This is a genomic window from Streptomyces sp. NPDC052036, assembly GCF_040680495.1.
Taxonomy (GTDB): Bacteria; Actinomycetota; Actinomycetes; order Streptomycetales; family Streptomycetaceae; genus Streptomyces.
In genome coordinates, this window is record NZ_JBFAWW010000021.1 from 115740 (window position 1) to 139371 (window position 23632).

At 68.7% G+C, this 23632-nt stretch carries 22 protein-coding genes and 8 pseudogenes; 18 read left to right on the forward strand and 12 right to left on the reverse strand.

All coding sequences use genetic code 11. From position 1 onward, the window contains the following. Nucleotides 1–14: 14 nt before the first annotated feature. Nucleotides 15–851: an EamA family transporter gene (locus AB0L95_RS26790; RefSeq protein ID WP_365165419.1), complete on the reverse strand. Its 837-nt coding sequence runs from the start codon at nucleotides 849–851 to the stop codon at nucleotides 15–17. A 116-nt stretch (nucleotides 852–967) separates the two neighbouring features. Here AB0L95_RS26790 and AB0L95_RS26795 point away from each other — a divergent pair, with 116 nt between their 5' ends. Beyond that, a complete protein-coding gene (locus AB0L95_RS26795) occupies nucleotides 968–1552 on the forward strand; it encodes an XRE family transcriptional regulator (RefSeq protein ID WP_365165421.1) in 585 nt (194 codons plus the stop codon). A gap of 154 nt (nucleotides 1553–1706) precedes the next feature. On the opposite strand, the pseudogene AB0L95_RS26800 reads toward AB0L95_RS26795, so the two are convergent. After that, nucleotides 1707–1895 (reverse strand): annotated as a pseudogene (locus AB0L95_RS26800) (phosphotyrosine protein phosphatase); the annotation flags it as partial. Nucleotides 1896–2304: 409 nt separating this feature from the next. On the opposite strand from AB0L95_RS26800, the gene AB0L95_RS26805 reads away from it, so the two are divergent. Continuing rightward, complete coding sequence (locus tag AB0L95_RS26805; protein ID WP_365165423.1) at nucleotides 2305–3303, forward strand: pyridoxal-phosphate dependent enzyme; 999 nt, start codon at nucleotides 2305–2307, stop codon at nucleotides 3301–3303. Here the strand turns inward: AB0L95_RS26805 and AB0L95_RS26810 are convergent. After that, nucleotides 3300–4167 (reverse strand): annotated as a pseudogene (locus AB0L95_RS26810) (hypothetical protein). The gene AB0L95_RS26805 and the pseudogene AB0L95_RS26810 sit on opposite strands and share 4 nt — an antisense overlap. Before the next feature lie 331 nt (nucleotides 4168–4498). Here AB0L95_RS26810 and AB0L95_RS26815 point away from each other — a divergent pair. Further along, nucleotides 4499–5230 carry an SDR family oxidoreductase gene (locus AB0L95_RS26815; RefSeq protein ID WP_365165426.1) on the forward strand — a complete coding sequence of 244 codons (732 nt, stop codon included), beginning with the start codon at nucleotides 4499–4501 and terminating at the stop codon, nucleotides 5228–5230. 30 nt (nucleotides 5231–5260) lie between these two features. Next, the gene (locus tag AB0L95_RS26820) at nucleotides 5261–5716 is read left to right on the forward strand and encodes a cupin domain-containing protein (RefSeq protein WP_365165429.1); all 456 of its coding nucleotides are present in this window, start codon (nucleotides 5261–5263) and stop codon (nucleotides 5714–5716) included. 127 nt (nucleotides 5717–5843) lie between these two features. Here the strand turns inward: AB0L95_RS26820 and AB0L95_RS26825 are convergent. Then, nucleotides 5844–6026 (reverse strand): annotated as a pseudogene (locus AB0L95_RS26825) (short-chain dehydrogenase/reductase); the annotation flags it as partial. Between the two features lie 133 nt (nucleotides 6027–6159). Here AB0L95_RS26825 and AB0L95_RS26830 point away from each other — a divergent pair. Together AB0L95_RS26830 and AB0L95_RS26835 are read left to right on the forward strand one after the other, a co-directional pair. Further along, nucleotides 6160–6432 (forward strand): LAETG motif-containing sortase-dependent surface protein, encoded by a 273-nt coding sequence (locus tag AB0L95_RS26830; RefSeq protein ID WP_365165432.1) that lies wholly within the window; start codon nucleotides 6160–6162, stop codon nucleotides 6430–6432. 217 nt (nucleotides 6433–6649) lie between these two features. Further along, entirely contained in the window at nucleotides 6650–7081 is a 432-nt protein-coding gene (locus tag AB0L95_RS26835; RefSeq protein WP_365165479.1) for an ASCH domain-containing protein, read from the forward strand. Nucleotides 7082–7140: 59 nt separating this feature from the next. On the opposite strand, the pseudogene AB0L95_RS26840 reads toward AB0L95_RS26835, so the two are convergent. From AB0L95_RS26840 to AB0L95_RS26865, 6 genes and pseudogenes are all read right to left on the reverse strand, one after another. Continuing rightward, a pseudogene (locus AB0L95_RS26840) lies at nucleotides 7141–7338 on the reverse strand (hypothetical protein); the annotation flags it as partial. Nucleotides 7339–7383: 45 nt separating this feature from the next. After that, nucleotides 7384–8292 carry a helix-turn-helix transcriptional regulator gene (locus tag AB0L95_RS26845; RefSeq protein WP_365165434.1) on the reverse strand — a complete coding sequence of 303 codons (909 nt, stop codon included), beginning with the start codon at nucleotides 8290–8292 and terminating at the stop codon, nucleotides 7384–7386. 169 nt (nucleotides 8293–8461) lie between these two features. Then, a pseudogene (locus AB0L95_RS26850) lies at nucleotides 8462–9220 on the reverse strand (IS5 family transposase); the annotation flags it as partial. Nucleotides 9221–9430: 210 nt separating this feature from the next. Further along, a pseudogene (locus AB0L95_RS26855) lies at nucleotides 9431–9700 on the reverse strand (transposase family protein); the annotation flags it as partial. Between the two features lie 362 nt (nucleotides 9701–10062). Beyond that, nucleotides 10063–11004 (reverse strand): SDR family NAD(P)-dependent oxidoreductase, encoded by a 942-nt coding sequence (locus AB0L95_RS26860; RefSeq protein WP_365165437.1) that lies wholly within the window; start codon nucleotides 11002–11004, stop codon nucleotides 10063–10065. Between the two features lie 86 nt (nucleotides 11005–11090). Then, on the reverse strand, nucleotides 11091–12578 hold the full coding sequence (locus tag AB0L95_RS26865) for an aldehyde dehydrogenase (RefSeq protein ID WP_365165439.1): 1488 nt from the start codon (nucleotides 12576–12578) through the stop codon (nucleotides 11091–11093). Nucleotides 12579–12684: 106 nt separating this feature from the next. Here AB0L95_RS26865 and AB0L95_RS26870 point away from each other — a divergent pair, with 106 nt between their 5' ends. The 6 genes from AB0L95_RS26870 (at nucleotide 12685) to AB0L95_RS26895 (ending at nucleotide 17706) form a co-directional block, all read left to right on the forward strand. Next, nucleotides 12685–13275 (forward strand): TetR family transcriptional regulator, encoded by a 591-nt coding sequence (locus AB0L95_RS26870; protein WP_365165442.1) that lies wholly within the window; start codon nucleotides 12685–12687, stop codon nucleotides 13273–13275. Between the two features lie 295 nt (nucleotides 13276–13570). Beyond that, nucleotides 13571–14445 (forward strand): IS5 family transposase gene (locus AB0L95_RS26875; RefSeq protein ID WP_365165445.1). Its coding sequence is split into 2 segments (ribosomal slippage): nucleotides 13571–13915 and nucleotides 13918–14445, totalling 873 coding nucleotides; the frame shifts between segments, so codons are not numbered across the junction. 264 nt (nucleotides 14446–14709) lie between these two features. Beyond that, nucleotides 14710–15930, forward strand: coding sequence for a Cmx/CmrA family chloramphenicol efflux MFS transporter (locus AB0L95_RS26880; protein ID WP_365165447.1), 1221 nt, complete (start codon nucleotides 14710–14712; stop codon nucleotides 15928–15930). A 326-nt stretch (nucleotides 15931–16256) separates the two neighbouring features. Next, nucleotides 16257–16664, forward strand: coding sequence for an MBL fold metallo-hydrolase (locus AB0L95_RS26885; RefSeq protein WP_365165449.1), 408 nt, complete (start codon nucleotides 16257–16259; stop codon nucleotides 16662–16664). Further along, nucleotides 16625–16867, forward strand: coding sequence for a hypothetical protein (locus AB0L95_RS26890; protein ID WP_365165450.1), 243 nt, complete (start codon nucleotides 16625–16627; stop codon nucleotides 16865–16867). The genes AB0L95_RS26885 and AB0L95_RS26890 overlap by 40 nt, the downstream gene beginning before the upstream one ends. Nucleotides 16868–17100: 233 nt before the next feature. Continuing rightward, entirely contained in the window at nucleotides 17101–17706 is a 606-nt protein-coding gene (locus tag AB0L95_RS26895; RefSeq protein WP_365165481.1) for a TIGR03086 family metal-binding protein, read from the forward strand. Nucleotides 17707–17850: 144 nt separating this feature from the next. Here the strand turns inward: AB0L95_RS26895 and AB0L95_RS26900 are convergent, their stop codons facing one another. Next, entirely contained in the window at nucleotides 17851–18297 is a 447-nt protein-coding gene (locus AB0L95_RS26900; RefSeq protein WP_365165451.1) for a hypothetical protein, read from the reverse strand. Between the two features lie 371 nt (nucleotides 18298–18668). Here AB0L95_RS26900 and AB0L95_RS26905 point away from each other — a divergent pair, with 371 nt between their 5' ends. From AB0L95_RS26905 to AB0L95_RS26915, 3 genes and pseudogenes are all read left to right on the forward strand, one after another. Next, nucleotides 18669–19034 (forward strand): DUF4440 domain-containing protein, encoded by a 366-nt coding sequence (locus AB0L95_RS26905; protein WP_365165452.1) that lies wholly within the window; start codon nucleotides 18669–18671, stop codon nucleotides 19032–19034. A 116-nt stretch (nucleotides 19035–19150) separates the two neighbouring features. Then, nucleotides 19151–19569, forward strand: a pseudogene (locus tag AB0L95_RS26910) (IS5 family transposase); the annotation flags it as partial. Further along, nucleotides 19544–19913: pseudogene (locus tag AB0L95_RS26915) on the forward strand (DUF6624 domain-containing protein); the annotation flags it as partial. The pseudogenes AB0L95_RS26910 and AB0L95_RS26915, both read left to right, overlap by 26 nt. Nucleotides 19914–19998: 85 nt before the next feature. On the opposite strand, the gene AB0L95_RS26920 reads toward AB0L95_RS26915, so the two are convergent. Further along, nucleotides 19999–20373, reverse strand: a complete 375-nt coding sequence (locus AB0L95_RS26920) for a helix-turn-helix domain-containing protein (protein WP_365165453.1) — start codon at nucleotides 20371–20373, stop codon at nucleotides 19999–20001. A 332-nt stretch (nucleotides 20374–20705) separates the two neighbouring features. On the opposite strand from AB0L95_RS26920, the gene sigJ reads away from it, so the two are divergent. The 3 genes from sigJ (at nucleotide 20706) to AB0L95_RS26935 (ending at nucleotide 23501) form a co-directional block, all read left to right on the forward strand. Then, nucleotides 20706–21596 carry an RNA polymerase sigma factor SigJ gene (gene sigJ, locus AB0L95_RS26925; RefSeq protein ID WP_365165455.1) on the forward strand — a complete coding sequence of 297 codons (891 nt, stop codon included), beginning with the start codon at nucleotides 20706–20708 and terminating at the stop codon, nucleotides 21594–21596. 428 nt (nucleotides 21597–22024) lie between these two features. Continuing rightward, entirely contained in the window at nucleotides 22025–22963 is a 939-nt protein-coding gene (locus tag AB0L95_RS26930; protein WP_365165457.1) for an NADP-dependent oxidoreductase, read from the forward strand. A gap of 76 nt (nucleotides 22964–23039) precedes the next feature. Then, nucleotides 23040–23501, forward strand: a complete 462-nt coding sequence (locus AB0L95_RS26935) for a carboxymuconolactone decarboxylase family protein (protein ID WP_365165460.1) — start codon at nucleotides 23040–23042, stop codon at nucleotides 23499–23501. Nucleotides 23502–23632 lie beyond the last annotated feature (131 nt).

A 23632-nucleotide genomic window follows, 5' to 3' on the forward strand; every position in this document is an offset into this window, starting at 1 on the left:
ATACGGGGCGGTGATCAGGTCAGCGCGAGGAGGCTGACGGCGACGGCCGCGGTGCCGAGCCCGATGAGCTGGCCGCGGTGGATGCGTTCGGCGAGCACGCTGCGGGCGAGCAGGACGGTGCCGGCCGGGTAGAGGGCGGTGATCACGGCGACGACGGCGAGGTCTCCGCTGCGGGCGGCGAGCAGGAACAGCAGATTCGCCAACGAGTCCAGCACGCCGGCAGTGGCCGACACGGCGTAGGCGGGTCGCTCGGAACCGAGCCGGCGGCGCATCAGCGCCGCTGCGGTGAGGGTGACGGCGGAGGCGACCGCCCGGCCGATGATCAGCGGGGACACGCCGCTGTCGGAGGGCGCCTGGTGCAGGAAGATCAACTGGAGGGCGATGGCGGTGCCCGCGCCGAAGGCCAGCAGCAGCGCCGTACGCGACGGGCGCACGGTCCCGGCGCCGTGTCCGGCGCTGACCAGCACCACCGCGACCAGCGCGAGCGGCAGGCCCACCAGCGCGGCCGCGCCCAGGTGCTCGCCCTGCAGGAGCCCCACGCCGACCGGCAGCATGGCGGACACCAGCGCAGTCACGGGGGAGAGCACGTTCATCGGGCCGATCGCCAGGGTGCGGTAGAGCAGAGCGAACGCGGCGGCCGAGGCGACTCCGGAGGCGGCGCCCCAGTCGAGAGCGCCCGTGCTGAATGACGCGCCGAGGAACGGCCACAGCAGGAGCTCGACCGTGAGAGAGGCCGGGGCGGCGATCATCACGGTGCGCAGGACGTGGGCTTTACGGGCGCCGAGGCCGCCGAGGAAGTCGGCGCAGCCGTACGCCAGAGAGCTGCCCAGGGCCAGCAGCAGAGCGATCACGGTATATCCCTTACTATCAATGGAACGACTGAACCGTACAACGGACCGACCGAGTCGTGTCAACCAAACGACCGTGCGGTGCATTCCATTGATCCATTGACGAGGATGGTGATCGGATGGCCGAGACCGAGGCAGCCCTGCGGACGCTCGCGCACAACGTCCGGGCGGCCCGCACCCGCGCGGGCCTGTCCCTGGATGAACTCGGTCGGCGCGCCCAGGTCAGCAAGGGTGCCCTGGTGGGGCTGGAGAAGGCTCAGGGCAACCCGAACTTCGCCACCCTGGTGCGGCTGGCCGACACCCTCGGGGTCTCGGTCTCCGCTCTGATGGAGGGAAAGGCCGAAGGCCGCGTCCGGGTCGTGTCCGCCGACGCCCTGGCCCCGCTGTGGACAGGCGCGCAGGGCAGTGAGGCCCGGCTCATGCTGACGACCTCGGGACCGGCGCCGGTCGAGGTCTGGCGCTGGAAACTGGCGCCGGGCGAGGAGTACCCCAGCCACCCCCACCAGGCCGGCGTGGTGGAGACCGTCAGTGTCACGTCCGGCCGGATGACCCTGGTCGTCGACGGCATCGAGCACTCCGTCGCAGCCGGTCAGACCGCTGCCTTCGACGGCGACGCCCCCCACGCCTACCGCGGTGCGGGCACCGAGACCTGCCACCTGATCATGACGGTCCACCTGCCGCCGGGTCCTGCGTCCACGACCTGATCTGCGCCCGAGGCGGGAGAGGGGTCGGAGAGGGACCTGGGTGCGGCCCCGCCATGGCCATCTGCGCCGCCCGCTGCCGACAGATGTGCCCTCGGCGGCGACGTGCGTCCGCCGTGCGTCCGCGGGGCGGGCCCGACCGTGCCCCGTGTGGCCGTCACACGGAGGCCGGGATTCCAAGCGCGGCGAGCGGGGCGCGCACCCGCTGCTGGACCGCGTCACGGATCGGGCGGACGGCCTCGATGCCCTGGCCCGCCGGGCCGCCCAACTGCCAGTCCAGGTATCGCTTGCCGGGGAAGACCGGGCAGGCGTCCCCGCAGCCCATGGTGATCACCACGTCCGAGGACGGTGCGCTGCGCGAGACGCCGGTCTCGCGGCGGGCCGGGACGGTGTCACGGCCCGCCGGCGATCTGGGCGGGCACGTGCGCGGCGACGTCCCACGGCCGAGCGGCGCGGTCATGTGCCGGCTCCGGCGGTCTGTGGGGTGGTCAGAAATGCCGCGAGCCGGTCCAGGACTTCCGTCGACCCCGCCCTCGCCGTGGCAGAGGCCAAGGCCGCGTCGGAGCGCGGTTGCCGGGAGTGACGCCGTCGGCCCGATCCGCGCGTTGAAGGCGCGACCCCGCCGCGGCGCCCGGCAAGAGGAGTTCCTTTCAGGAAGAGCGTGTGGCCGATCAGCACCCGGCCTAAACTCGAAGGGTCATTCACGCGTTGTCCACGCGATCGCGGCCCAGCACGTGAGTTGAAAGGCCGTCAGCATGAGCCCTCCGCTGCTGCACAGGCGCTTCCCAGCGTTGACCGACTCGCTGCCCCACCTCCGGCTCGGCCGGCCGCCCACGCCGGTCCGGGAGTTGACCGGGCTGACCTCCGTGGTCCCGGTCTGGTGCAAGGACGAGAGCGGTTACGGATCGGGCGGCTGGGGCGGCAACAAGATCCGCAAGCTGGAGTGGATCCTGCCGGACGCGCGCCGCCAGGGGGCGCACACTCTCCTCACCGTGGGCGGTCTCGGTACGAACTGGGGGCTCGCCGCCGCCCTCTACGGCCGGGAACAGGGGCTTTCCACCGCGATCGCCCTGATCGACCAGCCGGTCGACGACCACGTACGGGCGCAACTGGTCCGGCTGCGCCGCTCGGGTGCCGCGTTGCACCGTACCCACACCAAGCGGCGGACCATCGCATCCGCCCCTTGGCTGTTCCTGCGGCATGCCACGGGCCGCAGGCTTCCGTACTTCCTGCCCCCGGGCGGATCCACCCCCGTCGGCACGCTCGGCTATGTCGAAGCGGCCTTCGAACTTGCGGACCAGATCGCGTCGGGTGAGCTGCCCGAGCCCTCTCATGTGGTCACCGCGGTCGGCTCCGGGGGTACGGCGGCCGGGCTTGCGCTCGGCCTGCGGCTGGGGGAGGTGCACAGCCGGGTGGTGGGTGTGGTCGTCAACGACACTCTGCGCCTCGATGCCCCGGCCGTCGTCGCGCTGGCCGGCCGGACGGAACGTCTGCTGCGGGAGCGCGGCGCGGACTTCCCGCCCGCCGGCCTCACCGCGGACGACGTGACCATGGTCAGAGACTGGCTGGGCCCTGGCTACGGTCATGCCACCCCGGAGGCCGAGCGGGCGAGGTCCCTCGCCGCGGCGACCACATCGCTGGAGCTCGAACCGGTCTACACCGCCAAAGCGCTGGCGGCGCTGCTCGCGATGGTCGACGTCGGGCGCCTGAGCCCGGGTCCTGTCCTCTTCCTCAACACCTACGGCCCCCGTTAGCCCCTGACGAACCGCCAGGTCTTGCTGTCGAGGGCGACGCATACGCTCGGGGACAGCACGATCGTGCGCAGAATGCCGGTGCGGGTGTCGTAGTCGATGCCCTCCACCTCATAGTTTCCCGTGCACCAGCTCTCCAGCGGTAGCTGACGCAGGGCCGTGACATGGCCGGTGACATCGGTGCCGGTCAGCGGTCCCGAGAGATCGATCTGCACCAAGGGTTTGGTGATCCCGGACAGGACGCCCGCGGAGTCGTCGGACGCGCACAAGAGGGTCGTCGAGCTGGAGAAGTCACAGCCCTGGATGTCCGCCACCGCGTGGTCGAGGCTGATTGTCGCGGTCAGCGGGAGATTCTGTGAGGGGGAGGTGTCCGGGTTCTGCCCAGGGGTGGGAAAGACCAGGAGACGGGTCATCGTGCCCCACTCTCCGGAAACCATCCACCGGCCACCTGGGGCGATCGTGTCGAAGGAGTTGTTGGAGGCCTCGCCGGGGACGAGTTGATGGGTGTACTCCGCCCAGGTGCCGTCGGGCCGCTGCACCCGGAACATCTTGGCGGTCCCGGAGTCAGACTGGTATGGCTCGATGTAGTAGCCCTCCGGGGAGGCGTCGGGGTCTCCGACATGGTTCCATCCCCGGCTGCTCGTCCCGAGGGGAATGGTGCCAAGGCCGGTGTACCGGTTGGGACTTCCCGCGGGGGTAGATGCTGGTGAGCCCCTGACTCTCGGTCAGGGGCCGGGCTCTGTCGGAGCCGACCGCCGTCCAGGTGTCCGCGGCGGCGGCCGGCTGAGGGCTCACCGCGAGGACGGTACAGGCGAGGGTGGCGCTCAGGGCGAGGAGGCGCTGCCATGACAGCTTCGGGATTCGCATGCCGAAGACCTACCGTGTGGCTCCGCGGCGCGGAGAGCCGTGTTCCGGCCTCTTTGACTCCGGTTGCTGCCGGGGTCTCCGATGGACCCGGCCCGCGTCCCGGAGGAGTGGGTCCCAAGGGGGCGCGGGTGCACCGATCGAGGGTTGCGTTCGCCTACGAGGCGCGCTGGGCTGCCGTACATCGCCCGCGCCCCGGTGTACTCCGTCCCTGACCACAGGCGTGCACGCGCCGCGTACGCCGGGCGCCGCACCGTCGCGTGCGCCGGGCACCGCACCGTCGCAGTCTGGACGTAGCCCACATCACTGATCGGTGCGTGACGGGAGGGTCCTCATGAAAATCGCTGTGATCGGCGGTACCGGATTGATCGGGTCGCGGGTGGTGAAGAAGCTGAGCTCGGCCGGACTCGAGGCTGTGCCGCACTCCATGTCCACAGGTGTCGACGTGATCACGGGCCGGGGTGTGGAGGAGGCGGTGGCCGGAGCCGACGTTGTTGTCAACCTGACGAATTCCCCGACCTTCGACGACGCCTCCCCGGAATTCTTCCGGACCTCGATGGACAACCTCCTGGCCGCCAGCCGCAAGGGAGGGGTCGGGCACGTGGTCATCCTCTCGATCGTCGGTGCGGACCGGGTGCCCGGCCTTGTCTACTACCGGGCCAAGGTCCTCCAGGAGGGCATCCTCAAGGCCGGGCCGATCCCCTACTCGATCGTCCGCGCCACCCAGTTCATGGAGTTCATGGACGCAGTCCTGTCCTGGACCACCGAGGCCGACACCGTTCGCCTGCCGACCACCCCGCTCCAGCTGATCGCCGCCCAGGACGTGTCGGACACCGTCGCCGAAGTCGCTGTCGGCGCACCGTTGAACGGCACCCTCAACGTCGCCGGGCCCGATGTCTTTCCGTTGGACGAACTCGGCCGGATCACCCTGAACGCCCGCCCCGACGGCCGCAGAGTCGTCACCGACGACACCGCCGGCATGTTCGCCGAGGTCCCCGGCGATGCCCTCATCGCCAAGGGTGACGTCCGCATCGCGCCCACGCACTACAGCGACTGGCTCTCCTGAAGCACCCGGCCCAACCCCGGAGGTCCCACCATGGCGGACAAAGAGTCGACGGCAGACGGCGCTCCGAGCCCAGCGCGCTCGGAGGCATGGAAGACGGCGCTCACGGTGCTGCAGTCGGTGACACCGCCGTTCATTCCGGACGGGGCGGAGGTGATGACGGTCGTGGTCGAGTTCCCTCCCGGCGATCCCGGCACGCCTCCGCACCGGCACTCGGGACCCGCCTTCGGCTACATGCTGGAGGGGGAGATGCTCTTCGAACTCGAAGGCGAGCCGGAGCGCGTGATCAAGGCCGGGGAGACGTTCTGGGAGCCGGGCGGCGATGTCATCCACTACCAGGACGGAAACAACCGGACGGACTCCAGGAGCCGCTTCCTCGTCACCATGGTGTGTGTGCCGGGTCAGCCCATGCTCACCCTGGTCGACGACGAGGAGCTGGCCCGGCGGCACCGTCTGCGGGCTCCCCGTCCCGGCTCGTCCGCGACCTGACCTGCCGCTGGTGCCGGAGCTGCCGTTCCCGTTCGTCAGGGCGGGCGCCGGACGGCGAGCAGGCCCCGTGCGTGTGCGCGGGGCCTGCTGATGGCATCAGTGCGGTGTCACCTCCCCTGCGGCTTGATCACTTCGCCTGGGCGAGCCAGACCGCGTCGGGACCGGCCGGGAAGCGCAACTGGCCGGTCGTGTCGTGCACGGCCCGCCACACCGTCTCGGCGACATCACTCTCCTTGGTGAACATGTCCTGACCCATGAAGTCGTCCATGGCCTTCTGTGCGAACGCTGGGTACGGTGCCGGGATCAGCTCGTCCAGCGGCCCGCCGTTCGTCGCCTTGGCTGCGAAACCGGCTCCAGGGGTACCAGTGGAACATCTACGTGACGGCGGGCAACCTCGTCGAAGAGCGGCTCACGGACCTGCCGATCTCCCCGGACACCCCTGTGTGGCCGGCGGCTCCCATTCGTCCGGCACCCCGGCCCCCTCGGCATCGCCGACCGCCACCGCGACACCGCCCTCGCCGGCCGCCACGCAGGCGGCCTCGACGTCTCCGGTCCCCTCGACGGCCGCGTCCTCGCCCGCCGCGGGGACCAACCTCGCCGAGACCGGAGGCGGCAGTGACACCCCTGTGATCGCCGGGGCGGCCGGTGTGGCGCTCGCCGCCGGTGCGGGCGTTCTGTTCGCGGCGCGCCGCCGCAGGGCAGCCGGACGGCAGTAGCCACGGGCCCACGTCGGACCCAGGGGGCGTATGCGTCGCCAGACGCATACGCCCCCTGGGCGTCGATCCAGCGGGTCCGCGAGCTCCTGGTTCGCTCCTCGGCGCCTGGGCACCTACTAGGGCGGGTTGTGAAAGTGCTTGCCGTGGGTGCGCGGTGCCAGGTGCGAGCGGGGTGGTGACCCTTGATCAACACGACCGGGCTTCGTACCCTCGGTCGATGGGACATGACGATCTTCCGACTCTTGAACTCGCCTTTCCCGGTCCGGAACGTGACCGTGGAGTGGCGGCGATCCTGAGCGGTCAGAAGACCGCGCTCACGGGCCTCCTGGAGATCTTCGAGCATGCCGGAGAGGCAGTGCCGCAGACCGGTCAGCGGTTCTCGGTGCTTGATTCCGAGGGCCGCCCGGCCGTCACGATCGAGCTCGTCGACGTTCGGGTCGTTCCCATGAAGGAGATCGACGACGACTTCGCGCGAGCCGAGGGGCGCGGCTACTCCGACGTGGCACAGTGGCGGACAGCCCACGAAGAGTTCTTCCGGAGCGAGGGCGTGAGCGAGTTCCTGGGCCGCACCCCAGTCGTTGACGATGGCACTCTCGTCGTTGCCGAACGCTTCCGAGTGGTCGAGCTCGACGACCCGGGTAGTCCGTGACCCGCAAACGACTCGATGAGAGGCCCGGAGGATCAGCCGGAGAGGCCTTGTGGGCACTGGGGCTTCTGTCCCTGCTCGACCGCGAGGTGCAGCTTGGTGGTCAGCCCTCCGCGTGAGCGTCCGAGGCCGTGGTCGTCGGCTCGCTGTCGACGCCACCGGGAGGCTCCTTCTGCAGGTCCCCCCTTCGCGGGTCCCAGCGTCGGCAACAACGGTTCAAGCCGGGCCCACTGGCCGTCCGTCAGGTCACCACGCCCCACGGCGTGTGATCATTTCGCGACCTTGATCCACTTTCGCAACAGACCCTAGTTGCGGTGCGGGGTGTGGTGGTTGCTGGGTGTGTGGTTTTCGGGGGCGGTGCGCTGGGGGGTGGGGGTGCTCCAACTGGCGAGGAGTTGGAGTGCCTCGGCGGAGGGGGTGCCGGGTTCGGTGGCGTAGAGGCAGAGCGTTTGGCCGAGGTCGGTGGGGAGCGTGAGGGTCTCGTAGTCGAGGGTGAGGTCGCCGACGAGGGGGTGGTGGAGGTGCTGGGTGCCGTGGGCGCATTGGTCGACGCGGTGGGAGGCCCACCAGGTTTGGAACTCGGGGACCCTGACGGAGAGTTCGCCGAGGAGTTCGTTGAGCCGGCGGTCGTCGGGGTGGCGGGCCGCCGCGAGGCGGAGGACGGCGATGAAGGTCTCGGCCACCTTCTCCCAGTCGGTGTAGAGGTCGCGGGCGGCGGGGTTGAGGAGGACGAAGCGGGCGAGGTTGCGTTCGCGGTGAGGGAGGGCGGTGAAGTCGGTGATGAGGGCTTGTGCAAGGTGGTTGGCGGCGAGGACGTCGATGCGGTGGTTGATGACGAGAGCGGGAGTGACGTCGTTGAGGACGTCGAGCATCCGATGGACAGCGGGCCGTACTCGCGGCACCTGGGCAGCGCGGCGCCGACCCGTATCGGGTGTTTTGGGGCGGGCGAGTTCGAAGAGGTAGCCGCGTTCGGTGTCGTCCAGGCGCAGGGCCCGGGCGACGGCCTCCAGCACCGCCTCCGAGACGTGAGGGTGTCGGCCCTGTTCGAGGCGGGCGTAGTAGTCCGTGCTCATGCCGGCCAGGTGTGCGACTTCCTCGCGGCGTAGCCCTGGCACGCGGCGTGCGCCACTGCTGAAGGGGACTCCTGCGTCCTCGGGACGCAGGCGGGCTCGTCGTGAGCGCAGGAAGCTGCCCAGTTCGCCGTTGTGGTCCATGCGTCCAGTGTCACCCCGGCAGGGTTCCTTCGGCGGGTGAGGGTGGACCAGCCAGTCCTAGGTTCGGTAAGGCGCGCGCGGGGCGCCCGCGGCGGCGTTCGGGACGCGACCCTGGATTGCGGAACGGGATGGCAGCGTCGCCGTCACTGAGGCTTTTTCGACCTGCGGTTGAGCTGGCGTGATGCAGGGTGAGTACGGCCTGGACGAGGCCCGTGATGCGGGTGGTCGAGCAGCGAAGTTTGCGGAGTAGCCGCCAGGACTTGAGGGTGGCCACGGCTTGTTCGACGAGGGCGCGGATCTTCGCCTGGGATCGGTTCACGGCCTGCTGACCGCGGGAAAGCGTCTCCCATCGGCCGCGGAACGGAACCCGGACCGTGCCGCGGGCGCCCCGGTAGCCCTTATCCGCCCAGCAGGGGATGTGGGCCTGGTCGAGGGCGTCGATGATGCCGTGTTCGCGCGCTGCGCGAACGTCGTGGATGGCCCCTGGCAGTGCGGGTGAGGCCCACAGCAGCCGACCGAACGGATCGGCGATGACCTGCACGTTCATGCCGTGCTTCTTGTGCTTACCGGAGAAGAAGGGCCGGTCGGCGGCGATCCGGTCGATCGGCAGGAGGGTCCCGTCGAGCAGGACGTAAGCCTTCACCGAAGCAGCTCGGACGGCCTCGTCGAGGGTCGGTGCGAGTGCGGCCAGCAGGTCGACGGCCTCGCTGATGTAGCGGTAGACCGTGCTCGTCCCGATCTCGAAACCCGCTGCGAGCTGGGCGTACGTGGCCCCATTGCGCAGATGCGCCAATACCAGCAGGGCTTGACGGCCGACCGGGAGCCGGCGCCAGCGGCTTCCGATCCGACGACGGTGTTCTCGCAGACGAGCGGCGAGGAAGGTCAGGGATCGACTGGACACGTCCAGCCCGCACGGGTACACAAGCACGTGAAGCCTCTGGTGGGTACCGGGTGATCTTGGTCGTGAACCCGTCTACCAGGGGCTTCACTCATATGTCGAACCAACTGACCTGATCACGCCTCAAGTTGGCAAAGGCTCAGTGTGGCCAGCCACTTCGCGCGACGGAACCACTCGACCGTGCTGCCTCATTCTCTCGTGAAGTGCGGGGGAAGCGGGGGTCCTGTCGAAGGGGTCGCTCGCTTGCTGCAGAGTGGGGGCGAGGGCGGCCAGGACCTCGACCGCCTCGCGGATGTAGCGGTGGACGGTGGCGATGCCCACCCTGAATGTTGCGGCCAGTTGGCTGTAGGTGTCGCCCCGACGCAGGTGGGCCAGGGTGAGCAGGGCCTGACGTCCCGTCGACAGCTGTCGCCAGCGTGTCCGCAGCTGCTTTCGCCGCTCACCCAGACGCCGGTACAGGAACCGAAGGGTCGAACTGGACAGGTCGATCGCGGACGGGTGGACCAGCACGATGAAGCTCCTGGCAGGGCGTGGGTGAGCTCGGTCTTGAACCCGTCTACCAGGAGCTGCGCCGCATCGTACAGTTCGACGGCCGCAACCTTCCTGACAGGGAGGTTGGGTTGGCTGGGTGACTGAACGGCGATGGACTTTGTACAGGGGCAGCCGTGCAAGGTCAGCCTGTTCCCGCAGGAGCTACAACGTCTTTGTCCGCCCGTTCGGCCCGGTTCTGTCCACTCCAGCGCTGCGGCTGGGCGTGATCTGGTCTTCACCGGCCCTGGCGCCGGCGTCAACCGGGGTGGCGGAGACGGTGGCCTGCCGCCATGAGGCGGACGGGAAGCCTGTTTCGGGTGGCTCGTGGGCGTGGCGGGGCATCATCGGGCTGCGTCGATGAGGGCGGTCGAGACGTCCCACAGGCGCCGGGCCGCGTCCTTGTCGAGGGCCCATGCGTGTACCCCGTGCAGTCCGTCGATGATTTCTTCGACGGGTTCGGCCTCTTTGCAGTCGTCGAAGTAGCGGCCGCTGATGCCTTGGAGCCGGGGGGAGGCGGCCAGGAGCACGCTGGTGGCGGCTCCCTGCTGGGGCGTCTTGCCGGGGATGGCGGCCTTGAGCCGCGCACGCCGGTCAGGGTCCCAATGCCGTTGCAGGTTGGTCCAGATGCCACCGGGCATCAGCGCGTTGGTGGTGATGCCGTGCTGGGCCCAGCGGCGGGTGGCTTCTACAGCGAAGAGGATCTGGGCGGTCTTGGACTGTCCGTAGGCGTCCCCGGGGTCATAGGGGCGGCGGCGGAAGAACAGGTCGTCGAAGCGGACGGGTGAGCTGCCGTGGCCGCTGGAGCTGACGGCGACGATGCGTGCCTCGCCGGTGGTGGTCGCCGCTTCGGCGAGGGCGTCGTGGAGGGCCAGGGTCAGGGCGAAGTGCCCCAGATGATTGGTGGCGAACTGGAGTTCCCAGCCGTAGCGGGTGTACCGCTGCGGTGTCTCCATGACGCCGGCGTTGTGGATGAGGGCGTGCAGCGGGCCGTTCCATCCGGCGGCGAATGCGTCGATGGAGTCCAGGTCGGTGAGGTCGAGTCTGCGGACGCGGACGCGGTCGTTGCCGGTGGTGGCTGCGATGTCGTCGGCAGTGCGCTGTCCGGCGTCCAGGTCGCGGACGGCGAGAGTGAGGTGAGCTCCGCCGGCCGCGAGGGCGCGAGCGGTTTCGACGCCGATGCCCGAGGAGGCACCGGTGACGATCATTGCCCGGCCGGTGAGGTCGACGCCGGCGATGACGTCCATGGCGGTGCTTGAGGCCGTGAACGGAGTTGCGATTCGCATGACTGTTGTCCAAGTGGGTGACGTCTGCGCGGTGGGAGGGGAACGGTCCGGTCCGCCACGGCGGACCGGACCGGACCTTGCTGCTGCTAGCCCTTGATCACGCGCAGGGGTTCTCCGTTGAGGAAGATGACGTGTGTGTTGAAGAAGGCGTCCAGGCCCTCGGGGCCCAGTTCGCGGCCGTAGCCGGACTGCTTGACGCCGCCGAACGGCACGCCGATGTCGACGGTGATGCCGTTGTTCAGGTTCACGGTGCCGGCGTGGATCTGCTGAGCCACTCGCAGGGCGTGCTCGGTGTCGGTGCTGTAGACGGCGCCGGACAGGCCGAACTCGGTGTGGTTGGCGATGCGGATGGCCTCTTCCTCGTCCCGGTAGGTCAGGACGGTCAGCACGGGCCCGAAGATCTCCTCCTGTGCGACCTTGGCATCCGGGGACACACCGGTGATGATCGTGGGGGCGATGTAGTAGCCGACGTCGTGGCCGGGGGCCCGGCCGCCGCCGACGGCGAAGGTGCCGCCTTCCTTCTCCGCGGAGGCGAGGTAGCCCAGGACCCGCTCGTAGTGCTTGCGGGTGACCATCGCCCCCACATCGGTGGACGGGTCGCGGGGATCGCCGACGGTCAGCTTGGCGAACGCCTCGGCGAGGGCGCCGACGATCTCGTCGTGACGCCGCTCGGGCACGATCAGCCTGCTGGGATTGGTGCAGCTTTCCCCGTTGTTCCCGGTGACACCCGGCACCAGGGTCTCCACGATGCGGTCCAGATCGGCGTCGTCCAGCACGAGTGCCGGCGACTTGCCCCCGAGCTCGAGCGTCAGCTGCTTGAGGGTGTCGGCGGCAGCGGCGGCGATGCGACGCCCGACCACGGTGCTGCCCGTGAAAGTGATCTTGTCGACGCCGGGGTGGCGCACCAAGTAGTCGCCGCCCGCGGGCAGGGCGTTGACGATGTTCAGCACGCCGGCGGGCAGCCCTGCCCGCAGCGCGGCGTCGGCGAAGTAGCCCGCGCTCAGGGGAGTGTCCTCCGACGGCTTCATGATGACGGTGCAGCCGGCCAGCAGGGCCTGCGGAAGCTTGAACGCGGCAAGCGCGAGCGGGGCGTTCCAGGGGACGATGGCCGCCACGACGCCCACCGGCCGCTTCTCGATGCGGGCGCTGACCCCCGACAGGCCGGTGCGCAGTTCGGTCAGCTCCGTCGTGTCCGCCAGGGAGGCGTAGTAGCGCAGCAGGCCGGGCATGGTCAGGGCCCCGCCGCGGCTCTGCCCGACGGTCAGGCCGGTCTCGGCGACCAGCACCTCGGTGACCGGATCGACGTCCTTCTCCAGTTCGTCGGCGAACCTCGTCAGGATCTCGGCACGCTCCTGCAGGGTCAGCCGCGGCCACGGACCGGAGTCGAAGGCGGTACGGGCCGCGGCGACGGCCGCGTCGATGTCCTCGAAGGCCGCCGCGGCAGCTGATCCGATCTCCTTCTCGGTCGCCGGGTCGACGACCGGAATGCGCTCGCCCGAGGAGCCGGGACGCCAGGTGTTGTTGATGAACAGGTCCCGCTCGAACACGGGCGAAGAGGGCGTGGAAGCACTCATGACATACCTTCCGCTACGGCCAGTAATGAAAATAACTGGATGTTTACCATCTAGGCACGGGGTCCGGAATTTGTCAATAACCAGTTGTTTACCTTAGGCTGCTGCCATGCCCTACGACTCCGCAGCAACCCGCGCAAAGATCCTCGGGGCGGCCATCGAGGAGTTCAGCACGTACGGCTTCGCCGGCGCCCGTATCGAGCGCATCGCCGAGGCCGCGGGCGCCAACAAGCGGTCCATTTACGTGTACTACACCAACAAAGAGCTCTTGTTCGCCGCCGCCCTGCACAAGGTCATCAGCGAACTGAACGACGCGGTGCCGCTCACCGAGGACGACTTGCCGGGATACGCGGGCCGCATGTTCGACTACCTGACCAGGCGCCCTGCCGCGCTGCGCATGCATCTGTGGCGCCAGATGGAACGGCCTGAGCTGGGCCCCGACGCGGCGGACGTCTACAACGAGAAGATGGCCCGTATGACCGCGGACTCGGCCGCCGGGCAGCTGCCGTCGACAGACCTGCTCGTCCTCATCACCGGGCTCACGCAGAGCTGGGTTCTCGCACCGCGAGATCTCCTCACGGCTGTCGACGGCGCCGACCCCTACCGGCCGGAACGGCTGGCCGAGCACCGGGCCGTCATCGTCGAAGCCGCCCGCCGCCTCTGCGCACCCGCCCCAAAAGACGCAGTCGGCTCGGCGTAGAGACGCGGCTGCCTCAGCAGCCGGCCTGAGAGGTTCCCTGCCGTGCCGGGTTCGGCACCGTCGCCGGGCGCGTTGTCCCCGCCATCGGGGCCGCCGTGGTTTTCAGCGCCGGTATCGCCCAGCGCAATCAGGGCCTCATCGAAAGCGACCGCCCGGTGATCGCCCCGCGCCACCTCGCCCGCCTCATGTTTACCCACCCCGACTGGCTACAGGACATCGAGCTGGTCACAGCTGCCCTCGCCCTCGAACTAGGGTGCGTTTCAGAAGTGGATCTTGATGTGTCAAGATCCACTTCGTGGGGAGGCACGATCTGACGAATGCGCAGTGGGCGAAGCTGGAGCCGCTGCTCCCGGTCGGGAAGAAGCCCGGACGACCGCCGGTGCACACGAAGCGGCAGTTGATAGAGGGCATACGCTGGCGCACCCGCGCTGGTACTCCCTGGCGGGACGTGCCCGAGCGGTATGGCCCGTGGCAGACCATCTACGGTCTGTTCCGGCGTTGGCAGCGCGACGGTACCTGGCACCGCATCTTCGAGCAGCTGCAGGCCCGGGCCGACGCCCAGGGGCTGATCACCTGGGACGTCTCGGTGGACTCGACCATCGCCCGCGCCCACCAGTATGCGGCGGGTGCCCGCAAAAAGGGGCTCTGCAGGTCGAGCCGCCAGGGGGTGTCTTCACCGAGCCTGACGACCACGGGCTCGGACGCTCCCGGGGCGGGCTGACCACCAAGCTCCACCTGGCGGTCGAGCAGGGCCAGAAGCCGATGTCGCTGGTGATCACGGCCGGACAGCGCGGTGACTCCCCGCAGTTCCAGGTGGTCCTGGGACGTATCCGGGTGCCCAGGCTCGGGTTGGGCCGCCCACGCACCCGGCCCGACAAGGTTCGCGCCGACAGGGCGTACGGCTCCCGCGCGAACCGCGGCTATCTGCGCAAGCGGGGCATCCGCTGCACGATCCCGGAGAAGCGCGACCAGATCGCCAACCGCAAGAAGCGAGGTTCCCACGGGGGCCGGCCGCCGAAGTTTGACCCGGCCGACTACAAGGAGCGCCACGCGGTGGAGTGCGGGATCAATCGCCTCAAGAGGCACCGAGCGGTGGCCACAAGGTACGACAAGTTGGCGGTCCGCTACGAGGCGACCGTGCTGGTCGCAGCCATCAACGAATGGCTATGACCAGCACATTTGAAACGCACCCTAGTCGTACCAGGCTGAGGTTGGAAAAGGCTCACTGATGCTCTACGGCTGAAGCGGAGCCCTCATCTGTCTGTGCTGAGCCCGCACCTGTATGTGACTTCTATATGTGTGTGCATCCCATGTGTGGGTGTGTCTCACGTGGGAGTCACCTGTATGTGAGTCCCACGCGTGGGGGCATCGGCGGTGGAGCAGGAGCGGCTGGCTTTCCTTCTTTCGACCCCCCTTCTTCGGAGTAGCTGAATCATGCCTCTTGTCATCTACGTCCTGGGCCTGGGAATCTTCGCCCAGGGCACGTCGGAGTTCATGCTCTCCGGGGTGCTGCCCTCCATTTCCCATGATCTTGGCGTCCCTCTCGCCTCCGCCGGGCTGCTGGTGTCCGCCTTCGCCGTCGGCATGCTCGTCGGAGCGCCCCTGCTGGGTCTGGTCACGCTGAGGATGCCGCGCCGTGCCGCGCTCGTCGGTTTCCAGCTCGTTTTCATCGCTGCTCATGTCGCTACCGCGCTGATGCCGAGTTTCGGGTTCCTGCTGGCGATGCGGGTGGTATCGGCGATGGCGTACGCCGGGTTCTGGGCCTTGGCCTCGGTCGCGGCCGTGTCGCTCGTGGACGCCTCCCAGCGAGGCCGGGCGGTGTCCGTGGTCGTCTCGGGACTGAGTGTGGCCACGATCGTCGGTGTTCCGGCCGGTACGGTGCTGGCGCAGCATGCCGGGTGGCAGGCGGCCTTCTGGGCCGTGGCCGCGCTGACCGCCCTCTCCGCGGTCGCACTGATGATCGTTCTGCCCGGCGGCCGTGGGGTCGCGGGAGAACAGCCTGTCCTCAGTGCGGAGTTGCGTTCGCTACGGGTGCCGCGGCTATGGGTCGCCTATGGCACCACCGCTTTGTCCGTGGCCGCCAACTTCGCGATTTTTGCCTACCTCGGTGCCCTCCTTCAGGACGTCACGGGGCTCAGCGAGGGCCTGGTCCCTGTCGTGCTGGGGATCTACGGCGTGGGTGCACTGGCCGGTCTGACCGTGGGGGGACGTACCGCCGACCGGGCTCCCTTCGCCCTCCTGCTCTCCGGTATGGGCTCCTTCGCCGTGGTCGCGGCCGTCCTCGCGGTCACCGCGGGCAGTGCGTGGGCCGCTATCCCGCTCGTGGTGCTGCTGGGTGCGGCCGAGTTCTCCGTCACTCCCGCGGTCAACGCCAGGGTGTTCTCGATCCTGGGGGAGACCCGGACGCTGGGGGGCGCGGTGAACATCGCGGCCTTCAACATCGGCATCGCCGCCGCGCCCCTGGTGTCGGGTCTTGTCATCGGCACCGGGCTGGGGCTGGCAGGTACGGCGTGGATCGGCGCCGCGTTCGCGGTCGGCGCCATGGGCACCACCCTGCTGGACCGCCGTCTGACCCGGCGCCACCAGGCTGCCGCCCCGGAAGACGTACCGCTTCCGGCCGCTCCTGAGCCGGCGCAGGCCGACGCCGTCCTCTGACGCTCCCAGCCCGCACGGCGTGTGCGTGCTCCGGCGATGAGACCGGGTCGGTCTCGCCCTGTGCGGCCGTCCCGGGGCTGCCGTTCCTGGGCCCTCGTTCCTGGGCCCTCGTTCCTGATCTGCGGTGTGTGGTGCCAGGTGCGCCGGCCGACGCATGAACCCCATCGCGTACTAGATTCCCAAAAGAGTTCTGGTCTATATTAGAGACCAACGGTTCCGCTCGCCCACCCGATGGGCGGCACAGAAGAATCGGAGATCGTCATGACCGAGTTCAAGCCCATGCCCGAGTTCGCCCTGGGTCCGGAGATCCCGGAGTCGGGTTCGTCGTGAACGATCTGGGCGGCGGTGCCTACGGCGTCACGCAGGGCGTGATCAACACGATGTTCCTGGAGACCAAGAACGGTGTCGTCCTGTTGGACGCTCCTCCGGCTCCGGGTGACGCGCTGCTGCCGGCGATCGAGTCGATCACCTCCAAGCCGCTCACGCACCTGATCTACAGCCATGCGCACGCCGACCACATCGGCGCGGCTCATCTGGTCAACCGGGACGGCCTACAGATCATCGCCCATGATCTGACCGGCCAGTTCATGGAGGAGGCGCACGACGACCGTCGTCCGCTGCCGAACGTGACCTTCAGCGGTCCGCACAAGGCGCTGGACATCGACGGGACGTGTTGCCCGCGTACCACGACGCGATGGACCAGATGCCGGAGTACGACTTCGAGACGGTCGTGACCGGCCACATGGCGCTGTACAGCACGCCCGACGATGTGGCGACGAACCGCGAGTACATCAACGACCTGCGCAGGACCGCGACGGAGGCGCTGCAGGCGGTCGATCTGAAGGAGGCCGCTGCCGCCGCCAAGGTGCCGGAGAACAACAAGCAGGCCGAGCTGAAGGTGTGGATGGACGCGGTCGTCGCTCGCGGGCAGAGCTGATGCCGTCCTGGGACAAGCGCCTGGGGGGCACCGACGTCTTCCTCGCCGACAACCTCAACGCCGTTGCTTGGAGTGTCTTCATCGACTGAGGCGCTTGCCTGCCGAGGGCGGCCACTGAGCCTGCGGCAGCCGCCATGGAGCCGGCCGGCTCGCAGCAGACGGCCCCGCCCAACAGACCATCCATAAGGACCGTTCGCCCCGGTCTGGGGCGTCAGAAGAAGGGATGCCGCATGATGTCTCCGACGAGGACGGAGCAGCTGGCGCGGAGTATCGATCTGGTCGTGGCCGCCGTCGACGGCGCGCCGGCGGACCGGTACGGCGATCCGACCCCGTGCGCGGAGTTCACGGTGAAGGATCTCGTCAATCACATCGCCATGATGCTCCTGTTGACACGGGACGTGGGCGCCCGGACGGCAGTGGACCCCAGCCTGCTGACCGCCAACCCGGTGCCTTTCCTAGCCGAACGCCCGGATTTCGACTGGGCTGTTCTGCTGGCCGGCAAGGCAGGGCCGGCGGTCACCGCGTGGTCCGCGTCGGCGGCGTGGGAGGGGGAGGCCGCGCTGGGCGGGCCGCCCATGCCCGCCACTGCGCTGGGGGAGATCCTCATCGCCGAATTCACCATTCATGCCTGGGACGTGTCGGTGGCCACCGGTCAGCGTCTTGAGGTCCCCGCGTCCTTGGCCAAGACGGCGTTCGACATCTACACGCGTGAGGCACCCCGCATGCGCGGCTTGGGCCTTCTCGGCGAGGAGGTGCCGCAAGACGCCCACGCGCCCCTGTTCGACCGCGCACTGGCCCTGACCGGCAGGGATACCCGATGGACCCGGCCCGCGCAGTAGGGGAGCAGGTCCGGAGGGGCAGGTGTACGAAGCGAGGGTCTCGCTGATCCGCCTGCGGCGGCGGGCCTCGAAACCCTCGCGGCTGCACTGCACGTAGGGCATGCGGCGCCACGTCTCGGTACCTGTTCGGGAACGGCCCGGCTCTCAGTGACCGGCCGGCGGCTCGAAGCAGCCCGTCTCCGGGTAGGGACCATGAGTTGACACCTGGTAATTGGTCTTCTGCACGAACGCGGTGACACAGGCATCGGTGTGGACGCGCAGGCCCACCAGTGCGCCCTCGGGCCTGACCTCCCGGCCGTCCTTGAAACGCGAGTCCATCGGCTCGACCCGCAGTGTCCCGCCGAGCAGCTTCCCCTTGGCGTCGAAACGCTCCTCCTGGTAGCCGAGCTTGAGCATCGCGGCGCGGACCGTCTTCGGGTCCCACATCCCTTGCTGCCACAGCCGCTTGAGCGCCGGCTCGATGCGATCGGCCTCCCGCTGGGCGTCCTTGGCGCTCGCGGCGGACATGTCGCCCGAGATCCGGAAGCCGTTGTTCTCGCGATAGTGAGGGGCGCCGTCACCGGCCCCCGGCTCCACGTAGGGGGACCCCATGGACGGGCTCGGGGTTGTTCCGGTCCCCTTGGTCTTGGTCCCGCTGGTCGTCTGCCCTGTCTGCCCTGTCTGCCCAGTCGGCCCAGTCGGCCCAGTCGGCCCAGTCGGCCCCGTCGTCCCCGTCGCCACGCGCTCTGTGCCACAGGCGCCGAGCGACAACGTCGTGAGTACGACCAGAGTCGCCGTCACGGCACTCCTGCCGCGCCGCCCGGACCCGCACCGTCGAGCCGTCCCGAACCGACCCGTTCCCATGAATCCCTCCCGCACCTCTGTCCCCCTCATTCCAAGGTCAAGCTCACGATAAGAGCGACCCCTTGCCCCGTCCTGAGTATGCGTACTTACCTCCACGCCCGAGGCCGTAGGGTTCCGGCATGACTGACGACGGCGAGCGCGCGGTGCAAGCAGCCATCGATGGAGAATTGCGACTGCTTGATCCCGAGGTGCGTGCTTCTTCAGCCCTTGTGCTGGAGCTTCTGGACCCGGAGTTCACCGAGTTCGGGGCGTCGGGGCGTCGGTGGGACGTGGAGTCGATCCTCGCGGTCACAAGCGCCGGAACGGTGTCATCGGAGTCTCCGGTGAAGGTCAGCGAGATGTCCGGGGTCGTTCTTGCTCCGGGCATCGTTCATCTGACGTATTTCGCCGACAACCAGGGGCGTCGCGCCTGGCGCAGTTCCTTGTGGCGGCTGACGGAGACTGGCTGGCGCATGTATTTCCACCAGGCCACTTTGACCAGCTGAACCTCCCCGCAGCAGCGGAGTTCAGAGTCGGCTCCTGGCCGTCAGCCGACTGGTCAGCACTAGGGCCTGTCCGACGGATCATGTAACCGCCACGGGTTCGAGTCGTTGGCATGTTCATGGGCCGGGGAGATCTCACGAACAATGAACGGGCGCGGCTGTGTCCGTATCTGCCGATGTCCGGTCAGCGAGGTAGGCGTCAGGCGATCCATCGCAGAGTGACAAACGGGATCCTCTTCCGGCACCGCACCGGGGTGCCGTGGCGGGACCCGCCTGCACGGTTCGGCAAGTGGAAGACCGTGTGCGGGCGGCACAGATGCTGGTCGACGGACGGCACATGGGACAAGATCTACGCGGCCGTCCTGGCCGACGCCGACGCGGAAGGCCGCATCGACTGGTCCATGGTGAGTGTGGATTCCACCTCATGCCGAGCCCATCAGCATGCCACCGGGGCCCGCAGGAGATCCCCGCGGGTGCCGGGAGAAGACGCACGCCCCGGCAGCACCGGCCCGATGAGGGACTTGGACGCTCCCGGGGCGCCTCTTGCCGCGCCGGCAGTGGAACTCACGGACATGGCTGCGGCCGATCACCAGCCCTCGGTCCGCGCGAACAGCGATGACCCGGCCGAGCAGTTGGCGTGGCGCCGGCTGACCGCACGGCACGGTGACCGACTCGGCGAGATCATGGACGAGTACGGCTGGCCGACGGCAGAACTGGTCGGCGAGGAGGCCGCGCGCAGCATGGCTGATCGCCCACCACTCCGACCGGCAGTTCGGCGTTCAGCGCCGCGCCCTCCAGCTGATGCAGCAGGCGGTGTCGGCCGGCGCGGCCAGCCCACGGGGGCTGGCCTTTCTGCGTGATCGCACGCTGGTCAATGAGGGCTTGCCGTGGGGCAATGATCCGTCGGGCAGACCCTGGTGGGTGCTCGTGGCCAAGGTGGCGGCCCAACAGCGTACGCGCTGCGGCCTCAGCCTTCTTGGCCGGCGGTCTGGCGGCGGTCGTAGGCGGCGCGGGCTTCGTGGACCGTGGCGGCCCGCTTCTCGGTCCAGGTGCACAGGGTCCGTGTTTCCTCGGCGACCTCACGGCCGAGCTCGGTCAGCCCGTACAGCACCAGAGGCGGAGCCATGTTGGGGTCGACGCTGCGCAGGACGAGGCCGTCCCGTTCCAGGGTTCGCAGGGTCTGGGACAGCATCTTGCGGCTGATGTTGCCAAGGGACCGCTGCAGCTCGGAGTAGCGCTGGACGCCGAGTTCGCGAAGGCTCACCAGCATGAGCAGAACCCACTTGTCCGCCAGGTCCACGAACACGTCACGGCTCGGGCAGAGCGCGTCAAGAATGTTCATCGGTGGGTTCTGGTCAGCGCTCGCCGGGCGTTTTTCTGCAACCATGACAATATCCTATACCATACCTCAAAACGAATCTGTAACTCCCATTGAGGTATGGTCTCCATCAAAGGTTTGGTTTCGGATGGGCGCGGGCACGGATGCGTGCGGTGCCCGGATCCGCCGCCGGAACAGATCAAACCGGCGGTTTCTGTAGCGGCTGGCCAACCTGTCCCCGGCGGTGCAGGATCCTGCCGCTGGCTGCCTTCGCTGCTCCCCCCCCGCTGGCCAGGACCTCCCGGCGTGAGACAGATGACTAATCTGGATCCGGAAGTGAGGGAGGTTACGTCTGCATGGGTATGCCGCACGCGCCTGGGCCGGGTGAGCCGGGAGACCTGCTCGAGACCGAGTGGGAGGCCCACCGGCCTGCGGTCTTCGGAGCGGCGTACCGACTGCTGGGGAGTGTGGCCGACGCCGAGGACGTGACCCAGGACGTGTGGCTGAGAGCAGCCGGAGCGGATCTCAGAGGCGTCAGCGATTTTCGAGCTTGGCTGGTCACGGTGGCCGCGCGACGGTCGTACGACATCCTCAAGTCCGCCCGCATGCGCAGAGAGACCTACGTGGGGCCCTGGCTGCCGGAGCCGCTGCTGACGGGTCCGGATGCGTCGGAAGCAGTACTCGTCGACGAATCCGTCGGAACGGCAATGCTCCTGATCATGGAGGAACTGAGCCCGCCGGAGCGCGTGGCTTTCGTTCTGCATGATGTCTTCGGCCTCGACTTCGGCCGGATCGCCGACGTGCTGGGCGCTTCGGTGCCGGCCGCCCGACAGTACGCGTCACGGGCACGGCGACGAGTGGCCAAGGCGAGGCAGGCCGCGCCGCGAGCGCCCAGGGCGGAGCGCGAACGCGTGCTCGCGGTCTTTCGTGCCGCGTACGAAGCCGGAGATCTGGCTGGGCTGGTCAGGCTCCTGCACCCCGATGCCGTCTACGTCACCGACGGCGGCGGCAAGATCGCTGCGGCCCGCAAGCTCATCCACGGTGGGCTGCGCGTCGCCGAGGTGATGGTGCGGGGGGGCCGCCAGTGGCGTCCGGACCGTATCGACGTCGTCGAGGTCGGCGGTGAGCTCGCACTCCTCTTCCGCCGCGAGGGCCGCGTCTACTCCGTCGACACGCTGCAGATCACGGACGGCGTCATCACCGAGTACCGCAGGGTCATCAACCCGGAGAAACTTTCGCACCTCTGAGCCGTCACACCTCGGAGGGCTGCCTCGTCTCCCTGACGAGAACGCGAAGCCGGAGTGACGAAGGAGGCTCTCAGTGGCCGGTACGAGCCCTGCCAAGCAACGGAGCCACACCCGGATCTCCTCTGCGCTGGTGTCTCCCGCCTGGACCCGATTGACACGGCCGTGAAACCGGCAAGAGCGGCAAGGAATGCAGCGTTTCTCTGCCGCCACGCCGCGGTCGTGAAGACAACATGCCGTCGGAAAGCGGCCGTCGGGTCGGAGACGGTGGATGTCTTGTGAACGTCGACAACCCGTTTCACGCGACGGCAGGACTTTCCGGTGGCGCTGCACGCATGGGATTCGGATCGGCAATGCGTCGCTCTCCGCATCTCGTGCGTACCGGTGATCCCGCGTGTTCAAATCCGAAAATCCCCCACAGGAGGACTGTTATGCAAGCCATCACCGTGCGAGATCGTGATGCCGGCGTCGGTGGACTCGCCCTGACGGACATGCCCTACCCCCACGCGGCCGAGAACGACGTTATTGTGCGGGTCCATGCCGCCGGCTTCACCCCCGGAGAGCTTGAGTGGCCGGGAACGTGGGCCGACCGCGCCGGCCGTGACCGCACCCCCAGCGTGCCCGGCCATGAACTGTCCGGGGTCGTTGTCGAGTTGGGATACGGCACCACCGGCCTGACCGTCGGCCAAAGGGTGTTCGGACTGGTCGATTGGACCCGCAACGGCTCCCTGGCCGAGTACACGGCGGTGGAGGCCCGCAACCTCGCTCCGCTTCCGGCGGACGTCGACCACACCGTGGCCGCCGCACTGCCGATCTCGGGGCTCACCGCATGGCAGGGCCTGTTCGACCATGCTCGCCTCACCACCGGCCAGACCGTCCTGGTCCACGGTGCCGCGGGAGGGGTCGGTTCGATCGTGGTGCAGCTCGCCCGCGAGGTGGGGGCCCGGGTCATCGGCACCGGCCGGGCCGCTGACCGGGGCACGGCCCTCGGCCTCGGCGCGGACACGTTCCTCGACCTTCAGGCCGACAAGCTGGAGGACGTCGGCGAGGTCGACGTCGTCTTCGATGTGATCGGCGGCGAGACCCTCGACCGTTCCACTGCTCTTGTCCGCGCCGGCGGCACGCTCGTCACCATCGCCCACCCGCCGACCATCCAGCCAAAGGACGGGCGGTCCGTCTTCTTCGTCGTCGAACCCGACCGTGCACGGCTCGCCCACCTCGCCCAGCGACTGCGGGACGGGCGACTCAAGCCCCTCGTCGGTGCCGTGCGCCCGCTGGCCGAGGCACCCGCCGCGTTCGCCCCAGAACGACGTACTCGCGGCAAGACGATCATCCGTGTCACGGAAGGCCGAGCGGAGGTGCATTCGTGATCGTCATGCGAATAGGCGGCGGGATTCGCCGGACATCATTGCCCACCACCGCCTTTCCCGAAAGTAAGAGGAATTCATGACCGAGAAGCAGCGCGTAAACATCGGAAAGCAGCACCCGGCCAGTTACAAGGCCCTCATTGCCTTGTCCGCGGCAGCGGAGGAGAGTGCTGCCGTTGCCGGGCTCGACCCCCTCCTGGTCGAGTTGTTGAAGATTCGTGTCTCCCAGATCAACGGCTGCGCCTTCTGCCTCAGGATGCACACCCGCGACGCGCTCAAGAGGGGCGAGAACTCGGACCGGATCGCCGTACTGCCCGCCTGGGAGGAGACCGGCTACTTCTCCGAGACCGAACGCGCGGCCCTACGACTGACAGAGGTCATCACGCGCGTGTCGCAGGGGCACGTCAGCGATGACGATTACGGTGCTGCCGCCGCCGTGCTCACCGAGGAGCAGATTTCCGCAGTTGCCTGGCTGGCCACCGTCATGAACGCTTTCAACCGCGTCGCGATCACCAGCCGATACAGCGTCGACGGCGGCTGAGCCGCTCCTGGCGCCTCCGGGGTGGGGGGGGGGGCGCCGGCCGGCCCGCGCGCCGGCCGGAGGACATAAGCAGCGCCCGCCACGACCCGAGCCGTGGCTGTTAAGTTCTCTCCACACACAGAGAAACCGCG